Annotated in this window: 9 protein-coding genes; 2 read left to right on the top strand and 7 right to left on the bottom strand. The window is 67.8% G+C overall.

Going from position 1 to position 11,081, the window contains the following annotated elements:
• Positions 1-263: 263 nt before the first annotated feature.
• On the top strand, positions 264-1,097 hold the full coding sequence (locus Q0Z44_RS17275; protein WP_298015073.1) for a 16S rRNA (uracil(1498)-N(3))-methyltransferase: 834 nt from the start codon (positions 264-266) through the stop codon (positions 1,095-1,097).
• Between the two features lie 159 nt (positions 1,098-1,256).
• On the opposite strand, the gene Q0Z44_RS17270 is transcribed toward Q0Z44_RS17275, so the two are convergent.
• From Q0Z44_RS17270 to argS, 7 genes are all read right to left on the bottom strand, one after another.
• On the bottom strand, positions 1,257-2,903 hold the full coding sequence (locus Q0Z44_RS17270; RefSeq protein ID WP_298015071.1) for a THUMP domain-containing protein: 1,647 nt from the start codon (positions 2,901-2,903) through the stop codon (positions 1,257-1,259).
• Positions 2,904-3,035: 132 nt separating this feature from the next.
• Entirely contained in the window at positions 3,036-4,574 is a 1,539-nt protein-coding gene (locus Q0Z44_RS17265; protein ID WP_298015069.1) for an RNA polymerase factor sigma-54, read from the bottom strand.
• Positions 4,575-4,586: 12 nt separating this feature from the next.
• A complete protein-coding gene (lptB, locus tag Q0Z44_RS17260) occupies positions 4,587-5,348 on the bottom strand; it encodes an LPS export ABC transporter ATP-binding protein (RefSeq protein ID WP_298015075.1) in 762 nt (253 codons plus the stop codon).
• Positions 5,349-5,379: 31 nt separating this feature from the next.
• Positions 5,380-5,964 (bottom strand): lipopolysaccharide transport periplasmic protein LptA, encoded by a 585-nt coding sequence (gene lptA, locus Q0Z44_RS17255; protein ID WP_298015067.1) that lies wholly within the window; start codon positions 5,962-5,964, stop codon positions 5,380-5,382.
• Positions 5,965-6,092: 128 nt separating this feature from the next.
• Positions 6,093-6,749, bottom strand: coding sequence for a thiol:disulfide interchange protein DsbA/DsbL (locus tag Q0Z44_RS17250; protein ID WP_298015065.1), 657 nt, complete (start codon positions 6,747-6,749; stop codon positions 6,093-6,095).
• A 29-nt stretch (positions 6,750-6,778) separates the two neighbouring features.
• Positions 6,779-7,465, bottom strand: coding sequence for an SPOR domain-containing protein (locus Q0Z44_RS17245; RefSeq protein ID WP_298015063.1), 687 nt, complete (start codon positions 7,463-7,465; stop codon positions 6,779-6,781).
• Between the two features lie 14 nt (positions 7,466-7,479).
• The gene (gene argS, locus Q0Z44_RS17240) at positions 7,480-9,168 is read right to left on the bottom strand and encodes an arginine--tRNA ligase (protein WP_298015061.1); all 1,689 of its coding nucleotides are present in this window, start codon (positions 9,166-9,168) and stop codon (positions 7,480-7,482) included.
• Between the two features lie 162 nt (positions 9,169-9,330).
• Between argS and Q0Z44_RS17235 the strand changes: the two genes are divergently transcribed.
• The gene (locus Q0Z44_RS17235) at positions 9,331-10,668 is read left to right on the top strand and encodes a serine/threonine-protein kinase (RefSeq protein ID WP_298015059.1); all 1,338 of its coding nucleotides are present in this window, start codon (positions 9,331-9,333) and stop codon (positions 10,666-10,668) included.
• Positions 10,669-11,081 lie beyond the last annotated feature (413 nt).

The following is an 11,081-nucleotide window of genomic DNA, read 5'->3' as shown; positions in this document are numbered from 1 at the left end:
TGGCTTCTTTCATCCAAACACCCACGCTTATCGGCTGTTAATTTTTAAAGAACTTTTCGCTGTTTGCGTCGCGTTTTTTGCGTGTCGCGATCAGCGAAGAACGCAATTATGGCATCACTTTGAATCGGTCCGCAAGTAGGTGTCGTAAAAAAGTTGCAATGCCGCTTTCGGGCGGTCCCCGCAACTGGCGCGAGCGGCGGCCGGGGACCCTGAACGCTACGGGAGAATGCCGGCTGTGCAGGGTCTGTTGTGAGGTGAGTGTGATGCCGCGCTTTCATATAGAAGCGTCGCCGGAGTTGGCGACGGGGATGGAGCTGACATTGTCAGAGGGGGTGTCCCGCCATGTGCAGGTGCTGCGCCTGCAGCCAGGGGATGAGGTGCACCTGTTTGACGGTGGGGGGCGAGAGTGGCGCGCGGCGGTGGTGGAAATGGGGCGCAAACGGGTGTGCGTGCGGCTGGAGTCGCCGGTGGAGAACGACCGGGAGTTGCCGGTGGCGGTGACGCTGGCCGTGTGCATGCCGGCCAACGACCGGATGGACTTCGTGGTGGAGAAGGCCACCGAGTTGGGCGTGCGGGCGATCCAGCCGCTGATGTGCGAGCGCTCGGTGTTGAGGCTCGACGGAGACCGTGCCCTGAAAAAGGTGGCGCACTGGCAGGCTGTGGCCGTGGCGGCCGCAGAGCAGTGCGGGCGGGCGGTCGTGCCAGAGATTCATCCGGTGATGACGCTGGGTGCGTGGATCAAGGCAGAGGCGGACGGTGCAGCGCGTGCAAGTAGGCCGGTGTGCCATCGGGCGGTGCTGAGTCTGCGGGAGGCGGTGCCGCTGAGCGGCTGGCTGGGTGAGTTGCCCCCGGTGGCATCCAGGGCCGGGGTTGGAGACCCAACGCGCGGCGGGGACAGCCAGCGTCACAGCGATGAGCGCCCGACGCAGTTCGTGTTTCTCAACGGACCGGAGGGCGGTCTCGCCCCCGCGGAAGAAGAAGCTGCGCTGCGAGCGGGCTGGCGGGCGGTGAGTCTGGGACGGCGGGTGCTGCGGGCCGATACGGCGCCGCTGGCGGCGCTGAGTGTCATCGCAGCACACCACGAGGGCACTGACTAAACCAAGCCAGACCTCGATGTGAGACGCGGTGGGAGCGACCACCGACAGCAACAGGGCGACAACCGAGGGGCCTGAACGCCCGGGAGCGCCAGGCACAGTGAGCCAATCGGCAGGCCCAAAAGGTAACGCACCCCCGAAGGCGAGACGATGCTGGTGCGGTCAGCGGTCTGCGTCGCCGGGCGGAGCGGGATCCGCAACGGATGAATCGGTTGCAGCGGGACGCTTGAGGCTGCCGGCGACGAGGTCGAAGCGGAAGAGCCGGCATTCGATGGGGCCGTTGAACAGCACGGTGCGGCGGCTTTCCTTGAGCCGCATGGCGCCGGGCAGCTTCATGTCGGGGCTGAGAATCCAGGCGGTCCAGCCGGTGTAGTGCTTCTTCCAGTGCGATGACAGTCGCTGGAAGAAGGTGGCAGCCTCTTCATCGCCCTCGAACTGCTCGCGGCCTGCGCGGCGGCCTTCGGGCTCACCCCGCTCGAAGGGGGCGTCGTCGGAGTTGCCGCCGCGGGCGCGGTAGGCATCGCGCACCGAGCCCTTGGTGTCGATGCGCTCGCCGTAGGGCGGGTTGAACATGAGCACGCCGCGCTCGCAGGGCACCGGGCGCTGCAAGGCGTCGGCGGTCTTGAAGTCGATGGCGTGGCGCACCCCCGCCCGCTCGGCGTTGCGGGTGGCGAAGTCGGTCATGCGGAAGGACACATCGCCCGCGAAGATCGGCACCCGGGGGGCACGCTGGCGCGCGCGGGCGGCCTGACGCAAGGCCTGCCAGGCGGCCTGGTGTGAACGGAAGGGCAGCAGGCGCTCGAAGGCGAAGCGGCGCTGGAGGCCGGGCGCGATGTCGCAGGCGATCTGCGCGGCCTCGATGGGGATCGTGCCGGCGCCGCAGCAGGGGTCGAGCAGGGCGCCGTCTTCCGGGCGGCCTTGCCAGTCCGCAGCAGCCAGCATGGCCGCCGCCAACGTTTCCTTGAGCGGGGCCTCGCCGGTGTCTTCCCGCCAGCCGCGCTTGAAGAGGGCCTCGCCGGAGGTGTCGACGTAGAGCGTGGCCTCGAGGTCGTCCATGTAGAGGACGAGGCTGAGGTCGGGGTGCCGGGTGTCGACGTTGGGGCGCTCGCCGGTGCGCTCGCGCAGGTCATCGCACACGGCGTCCTTGATGCGCAGGGCGGCGAAGTTGAGGCTGCGCAGCGTGCTGCGGCGGGTGGTGACGTCGACGCGCAGGGTGTGCTGCGGGGTGATCCAGTCAGACCAGTTGACGTCGCGGCCCAGGGTGTAGATGTCGTCCTCGTGCCGGTAGACGCGAGAGGCGACGCGCCACAGAACGCGCTGGGCGAGGCGGCTTTCGAGGTTCAGCCGCATGGCGGCGTCGATCAATGCGGCACGGGTGGCGGCGGGGGTGCGGGCGTCGGGGCCGGGCTGGATCTCGATGCCGCCGCGGGACTCGGTGACCGTCAGCGCCGGCCCGAGGATGCGGTGGGCTTCGGCGGCCAGGAGCGACTCGACGCCTGCGGCACAGCTGAGGTAGAGGCCGGTGGGGCGGTCGGCGGCGAGCACGGGGCGGCTGCGATCTGCGCCCGGCAGCGCGCGTTCATGCGGTGCGCGCTGCTGCGGCGCCCGTTCGGCAGGCCGGCGATCGTGAGGTCCGGCGCTGCGTCCCTCGGTGCGGCGGCGCGACGGCTCTGCAGCACGGCGGTCTCCGGCCGCGGCGGCGGCGGAGCGGTGATGTGGCGAGTCGGTGGGTCGCCCTGCGCCCCGGTCGTCGGTGGGGCGGCCGGTCGTGCTGGAAACGACGGGGCGACGGATGGGCTTGATCGGCATGGAGAACCTCGGGCAATGGGGGCGGAACGGCCCGGCGCACACAGGCCGAGCGGTGTCCTGCAAGACGAACGGCACGTCAGGCGATCTTCATGGCAGCGTGTTGACCGCCAGACCGCGAGGGCCGCGGCAAAGTCAGAGCGCCTTGCGCAGGTTGGCGGGTGCGATCTTCAGGGCTTCACGGTACTTGGCCACGGTGCGACGCGCAACCTGGATGCCCTGCTCTTCCAGCATGCTGGAAAGCTGGCTGTCGGACAGCGGCTTGCGGGCGTCTTCGGCCGCCACGAGCTGCTTGATGAGGGCACGCACCGCGGTGCTGGAGGCGTTGCCCCCGGCGTCAGTGTTGAGCGAGGAGCCGAAGAAGTACTTGAGTTCGAACGTGCCGAACGGCGTGTTCATGTACTTGGCCGTGGTCACCCGTGAGATGGTGGATTCGTGCAGACCGAGTTCGTCGGCGATCTCGCGCAGCACCAGCGGCTTCATGGCGATCTCGCCGTGCGTGAAGAAGTTCTTCTGGCGATCGACGATGGCCTGCGAGACGCGCAGGATGGTGTCGAAGCGCTGCTGGATGTTCTTGACGAACCAGCGGGCCTCTTGCAGCCGCGAACTCAGCGCCGTGTGGCTCTCGGTAGCGGCGGTGCCGCGTGGCGACCGGGTGGAGCGCAGCGCCTGGGCGTAGAGGTCGTTGATGCGCAACTTGGGCATCACGTCGGGGTTGAGCACGACCTTCCAGTTCCGGCCCGACTTCTGCACGATGACGTCGGGCACGATGATGTTGGCCTCGGCGCGCGTGAAGCGGCGGCCGGGTTTCGGTTCCAGACCGACGATCAGGCCCTGCGCTTCCTTCAGCAGGTGTTCGTCAGCGCCGGTGGCGGCCATGAGCTTGCGCGTGTCGCGCCGGGCCAGCAGCTCGAGATGGTGCTGGCAGATGACGATGGCGAGGTCGCGGGCCGCCTCTTCTTCGAGTGTGCGCAGTTGGAGCACCAGGCACTCGGACAGCGACGAGGCACCCACGCCCGTCGGGTCCATGTGCTGCAGCCAGCTCAGGGCACAACGCAGGCGCGACAGCAGTTCGTCGCGCATCTCCTCGTCGGCATCTTCGGGCAGCAGGCTGGCCGCGATCTCGTCGAGCGGGTCGGCCAGGTAGCCGTCCTCATTGAGCGACTCGATCAGGATCTCGACCGCGGCCATGTCCTGCGCATTCAGGCGGGTGCCCAGCAGCTGCTGACGCAGGTGCTCCTGAAGGCTGATGGCCACGGCATTGCGTTCGAGCGGATCGAAGTCGTCGTCGCCCTCGTTGTTGCGTGACGGGGTTTCGCGGATGCCATCGAAGTCGTCGCGCTCGGTGCCGTTTTCCCAGTCGTCGCGCTCGGTCGTGCCGATCTCGACGGTGTCGAGGCCGCCGGCCTCCCCCTCGGTCGTGCTCGCTTCGCTGCTGCTGCCGCTGTCCTCGCTGCTGGTGCGCTCGTTGCGCTGCCGCTCGAATTCGAGGCTGGCGGCGGTGTCCACGGCGGGGAACTCTTCCTCGGGTTCCAGGAAGGGGTTCATCTCGAGCATCTGCTCGACTTCCTGATGCAGCTCCAGCGTCGACAGCTGCAGCAGGCGAATGGACTGCTGCAGCTGGGGCGTGAGCGCCAGATGCTGGGAGAGCCGAAACTGCAGGGATGGCTTCATGGACCCGTTCGCTTACATGCGGAAGTGCTCGCCGAGGTAGACCTTGCGGACTTCGGCGTTGTGGACGATCTCGGACGGGCGGCCTTCCGCCAGCACACGGCCTTCGCTGATGATGTAGGCGCGGTCGCAGATGCCGAGGGTCTCGCGGACGTTGTGGTCGGTGATGAGCACACCGATGCCGCGGGCCTTGAGGAAACCGATGATGCGCTGGATCTCGATGACGGCAATCGGGTCGACGCCCGCAAAGGGCTCGTCGAGCAGGATGAAGCGCGGCTGCGTGGCCAGCGCCCGGGCGATCTCCACACGGCGACGCTCGCCCCCCGACAGCGCCATCGCCGGACTGGTGCGCAGCTTTTCGATGCTGAGGTCGTTCAGCAGGGCATCCAGCCGGGACTCGATGGCGGCCTTGTTCAGCCGGCGACCGCGCTCATCGACCTGGAGCTCGAGCACGGCGCGGATGTTCTCCTCGACGTTGAGCTGGCGGAAGATGGACGCCTCCTGCGGGAGGTAGCTCAGGCCGAGGCGAGACCGCTGGTGGATGGGCAGCTTTTCGACGCGCTGCCCGTCGATGTCGATCAGCCCCGCGTCGGCGCGCACCAAGCCCACGATCATGTAGAAGCTGGTGGTCTTGCCGGCGCCGTTGGGGCCGAGCAGGCCCACCACCTCGCCGGCGCCCACGGCCACGTGGACGTCGTGCACGACTGTGCGCGCGCCATACCGCTTCTTGAGGCCCTCGGCACGCAGGCGGCTGGCGGGCAAGACCTCAGCAGGCAGCACGCCAGCCGATTCAGGGAGGGTGCTCACGTCACCGCCCTCCTTCGGCCTCGGCGGGACGAGGCGAGATCACCCCGCGCACCCGGCCCTTGCCGGCTTCACCGCTGGTGGGGCTGCCCAGAACCTGGAAGACCGAGGTCTTGTTGTCGTAGACGACCGCCTGGCCTGTGACCTGATCGGCCACGGTGTTGCCCCGCAGGCGGCGCATGATGGCGCGGCCCGTGAAGTGGACGGTGTCGGTGCGCCCCTCGTAGACCACCTTCTCGGCCTCGCCTTCGATGAACTCGTCGAGCGCCTCGCGTTTTTGCCGGAAGAAGGCCCGGCCGCCCGCGCCGCCGGTGGCGGTGGCGGTCTGGGTGCCATCGGCATTCTGGCGAACCTCGACGCGATCCGAGCGCAGCACCATGGTGCCCTTCGTGAGTTCAACGTTGCCCGTGAGGATGTTCAGGCGCTGGTTGTCTTCGACGCGGGCGGCATCGGCCGCGAACGACAGCGGCTGGCTGCGGTCAGCTTTTTCAGCCCGGGCATCGGCGCCGAGCGTCAGGCCAGAGAGCGCGACGGCCAGCGCCAGCAGGGCGGCCGCAAGAGGAGAAGCAGGGTGGGGCAACAGCATCATCGGCATGAATTTTGCATTCATTCTAGCCGTGACGCAACGCGAACCGGCGAGGCCGGCGGGAATTCCGCGCATTGTCCCCGGCCTTCGCAGCAAGCAGGCCGTTGCCTCCCGGCAGGGCCCGCCGTGCCTCAACGGCTCTTGCGGGCGCGGGCGATCAGGAACTCGGTGGTGGCCAGCGCCCGCTCGGGCGTGCCGTTGAGGCCGACCGAGGTGTAGTACTGGCCAGCCACGCCGATGGCGGGCACGCCGTCGATCTTGTAGGCGTCGGTCAGGCTGCGGGCCTGGCGGGCCTTGGTCTGCACAGCAAACGAATCGAACACCGACATGAAGCGGGCGCGGTCGACGCCCTGCTTGGCCACAAAATCACCGATGAGTTCGGGCTTGTCGAGCTTCAGACCTTCGGCATGCATGGCGTTGAACACCTTGGCATGCAACGAGGGGATCAGACCCAGCGCTTCGATCGCAAAGTAAAGCCGTTGGTGGACCCCGAACGGATTCTCGCGGAAGGCGACCGGGATGCGGCGGAAGGCGACATCGGCCGGCAGCTTGGCGGCCCAGGTGGCGAGATAGGGCTCGAAATGGTGGCAGTGCGGGCAGCCGTACCAGAAGAACTCGACCACTTCAATCTTGCCGGCCGGCGCCGACACGGGGGCGGGCTGGCCCAGCTTCACGTAGTTCGTGCCTTCGACCGGCCCCTGCGCCTGGGCCATGCCCGGCAGTGTGGCGCCCAGTCCGGCCAGGCCAGCCACGCCAAGGGTGTGCAGCGAAAACTCACGACGGTTCATGAACGGGATCCTTTCCGTGTTCGACGGACTCATTTCTGAATACGCACCAGGGCCGATTCGACACCCGAAGCCTGCAGCTTGCCACGGACCTCTTCGGCCTGCTCGCGCTGAGCAAACGGCCCGATGCGGACCCGGAACATGGTGCGGCCGTTGACCTCGCGTTCCTGGATGCGGGCCTCGATGCCCATCATGCCCAGTTTGGCGCGCTGCTGCTCGGCCTCGGCCTGGCTTCCATAGGCACCGGCCTGCACCTGATAGCTCAACGCATCTGGGGCCGGCGCGGTGGACACCGGCTCGCCCGAGAGGATGGCCGCCGGGTTGCGGGCGCTGGAGGCCGGGGCACTGGCTGCCTTGGCCGCCGCCTTCGCCTTGCTGGCTGCCGCAGACGCGGCATTGGCGGCCGCAGGCGGCGTGGCTTGCGGGGCGGCGTCGGGCACGGGCGACTCTGCCGGTGCCGACGCGGCATCCGGGGCGCTGGCCTCCGGCTGGATGGCGCGCGGCTTGGCCGGGTTCTTGCCGTACAGCGGGCTGTTCGGATCCCAGTTCTTGTTGTGCTCGACCTCGGCGGCGTCCTGCTCAGGCGTGCGCTGGGGAACCTTGTCGATAAAGGGCAGCGGCACCTTGGTGATGTAGAGCGCCACGCCGAGCGCCAGTGCCAGGCCGACCAGCAGGCCGACGATCATGCCAAGGAAGAAGCCCCCGCGTTGAGATTGCATCACGGACCGCTCCTTCACATCTTGTCCGGGGCGCTGACGCCTAGCACGGCCAGGCCGCTGCGCAGCACCTGGGCCGTGGCCGTCAGCAGCGCGATGCGGGCGCGGCCCAGTTCGACGTCGTCGACCAGGAAACGCTCGGCGGCGTAGTAGCTGTGGAACGCGCCAGCCAGATCGCGAAGGTAGAAGGCCACGTCGTGCGGAGCGAGACCCCGGGCGGCGGCGGTCAGCATCTCGGGGAACTCGGCGAGCTTGCCGAGCAGCGCCAGCTCGGTGTCGGCCGTGAGGCGCGACAGGTCGGCCTGCGGCACGGCGGCGAGGTCACCGCCCTTGTCGGCGTACTGCTGGCGCACCGACTGGATGCGCGCATGGGCGTACTGGACGTAGAAGACCGGGTTCTCGTCGTTCTGCTTCAGCGCCAGATCGACGTCGAACGTGAACTCGGTGTCGGCCTTGCGGCTGATCAGGAAGAATCGGACGGCGTCCTTGCTGGTCCATTCGATCAGGTCGCGCAGGGTGACGTAGGAGCCGGCGCGCTTGGAGATCTTGACCTCCTCGCCGTTCTTCATCACGGTGACCATCTTGTGCAGGACGTAATCGGGCCAGCCCTGAGGGATGCCGACGCCAGCGGCCTGAAGGCCTGCGCGCACGCGGGCGATGGTACCGTGGTGATCGGAGCCCTGGATGTTCACGCACTGCTCGAAGCCGCGCTCCCACTTGGCGATGTGGTAGGCCACATCGGGCACGAAGTAGGTGTAGCCGCCGTCGGACTTGCGCATGACGCGGTCCTTGTCGTCCCCATAGTCGGTCGAGCGCAGCCACAGGGCACCGCCTTCTTCGAAGGTCTTGCCGGCGTCCTTGAGCTTCTGCACTGCGGCCTCGACGCGGCCCGAGGTGTAGAGGCTGGACTCGAGGTAGTAGTTGTCGAAGCGGACATCGAAGGCCTTGAGGTCCAGGTCCTGCTCGTGGCGCAGGTAGGCCACGGCGAACTGGCGGATGCCGTCGAGGTCATCGACGTCGCCGCTGGCAGTGAACTCGCGGTCGTCGGCCTTGACCGTCTTCTTGGCCTTGAAGTCTTCGGCGATGTCGGCGATGTAGTCGCCGTTGTAGGCCGATTCGGGCCAGTCGGCATCCCCGGGCTTGAGGCCCTTCAGGCGCGCCTGGGTGGACAGCGCCAGCGTGCTGATCTGCACCCCGGCGTCGTTGTAATAGAACTCGCGCGTGACCTGCTGCCCCTGTGTTTCGAACAGGTTGCACAGCGCATCACCGAGCGCGCCCTGGCGGCCGTGCCCGACGTGCAGGGGGCCGGTAGGGTTGGCCGACACGAACTCGACCAAGACCTTCTTGCCCGTGGCGGGCTGCCAGCCAAAGCGCTCGCCGTCTGCAAGGATGTCTGCCACGACGGCCTGCTTGGCTTCAGGCTTGAGGCGCAGGTTGATGAAGCCGGGGCCGGCGATCTCGACGGCCGACACCCACTGCTGCACGGCGGACTGGGCCTGGAGCGCCGCCACCAGGGCGCCGGCGAGTTCGCGCGGGTTCTTCTTCAGCGGCTTGGCCAGCTGCATGGCGGCGGTCACGGCCAGGTCGCCGTGGGCGGCCTGCTTGGGGGCCTCGAAGACGGGGGTGAGCGACGCGGGCGCGTCGGGCGCCACCTGGCGCAGGGCTTCACCCAGGGCAGAAAGAAGGGCACGCTTGGCTTGGATCATGGCCCGGATTCTACGGGGCCGAGGCAGCGCGCCGCCGCCTGTGCCAAACTGAGGAGAAATGCACAGTGAGTGCACGGCTTTTCGACTGGCGGCAAACGGCGCAAGCTGGAAAGATGCGGCCATTGACACCACACGGCCCCACGGCCCGGGAACAGCACAGGCATGGGCGGCCTCGACATTGACCTCGACACGGGCACGATCGGCAAGTACCGCGTCATCCGCAAGCTGGGCGAAGGCGCGACCAGCGAGGTCTTCCTGTGCCGCGACGACTTCCATGATCGGGACGTCGCGCTCAAGCGGGTGCGCTCGACGGCGCTGGGCGACGCGGTGGATGGCCCGGTGTACGCACGGTTCTTTGCCGCCGAAGCGGCCCTGGTCGGCCGGCTGCAGCATCCCAACGTGGTTCAGATCTATGACGCGGTGGCCGACCCGGTCGCGCCCTATGTCGTCATGGAGTACGTGCCGGGGACGACGCTGCGGGGCTTCTGCCGCCCCGACCAGTTGCTGCCGCTGGAGTTGATCGTCGAAATCGGCTTCAAGTGCGCCATGGCGCTGGGCTATGTGTACCGGCAGGGGCTGATCCACCGCGACGTGAAGCCGGCCAACATCCTGGCGATCACCAACGCTGCGGGGGTGATCACCGACGTCAAGATCAGCGACTTCGGCAGCGTGCTGAACCTGGCGGCCGAGTCGACCCAGGTGCACCAGGTGGGCTCGCTGGCCTACATGGCCCCCGAGCAACTGGATGGCGCCGTGCCCGACTGCCGCGCCGACATCTACGGCCTGGGCGCGGTGCTGTATCACCTGATTGCGGGCCGTCCGCCATTCGAGGCCAGCTCGCAGGCGGTGCTGATGAACCAGATCTACAACGTCATGCCGACCGCGCTGTCGGGCCTGCGTGCCGGGGTGGACAAGGCGGTGGACGACGTGGTGCTGAGGGCGCTGGCCAAGGACCCGCAGGACCGCTATCCGAACTGGGATGCGTTCGCGCAGGCGCTGTCGGGGCTGATTGCCGAGCACAAGGTACCGCGCGGGCACATTCAGGGCGTGCTGGATTCGGAGCGCTTCAACCTGTTGCGTTCGCTGGACTTCTTCAGCAGCTTTGGCGATGTGGAGTTGTGGGAAGTGGTGCACCGCGCCAAATGGCAGCGCTTCCCGTTCGGACATGCGCTGTACCGGCGCGGCGAGGAGGGGCGCACCTTCCACATCATTGCGCAAGGCACCGTGGAGGTGTACCGCAACAGTAAGCGGGTGGCGCTGCTGGGCGCGGGCACCTCGGTGGGCGAGATGGCCTACCTGGCGCCCAGCCCGGAACTGCGGCGGCACAGCACGGATGTGGTGGTGACAGAGGCCGCGACCACCATCTCGTTCACGCCCGACAGCATGCAGCAACTCAGCCCGGCGTGCCGCCACCTGTTCGACGAGGCCTTCATCCGCGTGCTGGTGCGCCGGCTGCATGCCGCGCACGAAGCGCTGGCCCACCCGCGGCGCATCATGTGAGGCCAAGCGACCTGCTCCTTGATGCAGGTCGCCCACCACGTTTGCGGGCCCACGACAGGATGCTGCAAGGCCCCCGACATGCGTTATCGTGATCCGGCTGCCAGTGCGGCAGCCGCAAATCTGCTCAATCAAGAAACCTGCCTCACTAGGAGTGCCACCATGCGTGCCCTGATTGCCACCGTGTCGCTTGCCCTGCTGTCTGCCCTGGCCCACGCCGAACCGGCCTGCGAGGCCAAGGCGGCCGAGAAGAAACTGGCTGGCGCCGCCAAGACCAGCTTCATCAAGAAGTGCGAGAAGGACGCCGGCGGCGCCGCTTGCGAGGCCAAGGCCGTGGACAAGAACGGCAAGGCCCTGGCCGGGGCTGCAGATCGGAAGAGCACACGTCTGAACTCCAGTCACCGGATAACATCTCG

Origin of the sequence: uncultured Aquabacterium sp., assembly GCF_947366995.1 — a bacterium.
Lineage (GTDB): Bacteria > Pseudomonadota > Gammaproteobacteria > Burkholderiales > Burkholderiaceae_C > Aquabacterium.
This window is presented reverse-complemented; position numbering and strand designations above follow the sequence as displayed.

Coding starts and splice junctions, on each gene's coding strand:
- Q0Z44_RS17275 (WP_298015073.1), top strand. CDS start 264: ATGCCGCGCTTTCATATAGAAGCGTCGCCGGAGTTGGCGACGGGGATG.
- Q0Z44_RS17270 (WP_298015071.1), bottom strand. CDS start 2,903: ATGCCGATCAAGCCCATCCGTCGCCCCGTCGTTTCCAGCACGACCGGC.
- Q0Z44_RS17265 (WP_298015069.1), bottom strand. CDS start 4,574: ATGAAGCCATCCCTGCAGTTTCGGCTCTCCCAGCATCTGGCGCTCACG.
- lptA (WP_298015067.1), bottom strand. CDS start 5,964: ATGATGCTGTTGCCCCACCCTGCTTCTCCTCTTGCGGCCGCCCTGCTG.
- Q0Z44_RS17250 (WP_298015065.1), bottom strand. CDS start 6,749: ATGAACCGTCGTGAGTTTTCGCTGCACACCCTTGGCGTGGCTGGCCTG.
- Q0Z44_RS17245 (WP_298015063.1), bottom strand. CDS start 7,465: ATGCAATCTCAACGCGGGGGCTTCTTCCTTGGCATGATCGTCGGCCTG.
- argS (WP_298015061.1), bottom strand. CDS start 9,168: ATGATCCAAGCCAAGCGTGCCCTTCTTTCTGCCCTGGGTGAAGCCCTG.
- Q0Z44_RS17235 (WP_298015059.1), top strand. CDS start 9,331: ATGGGCGGCCTCGACATTGACCTCGACACGGGCACGATCGGCAAGTAC.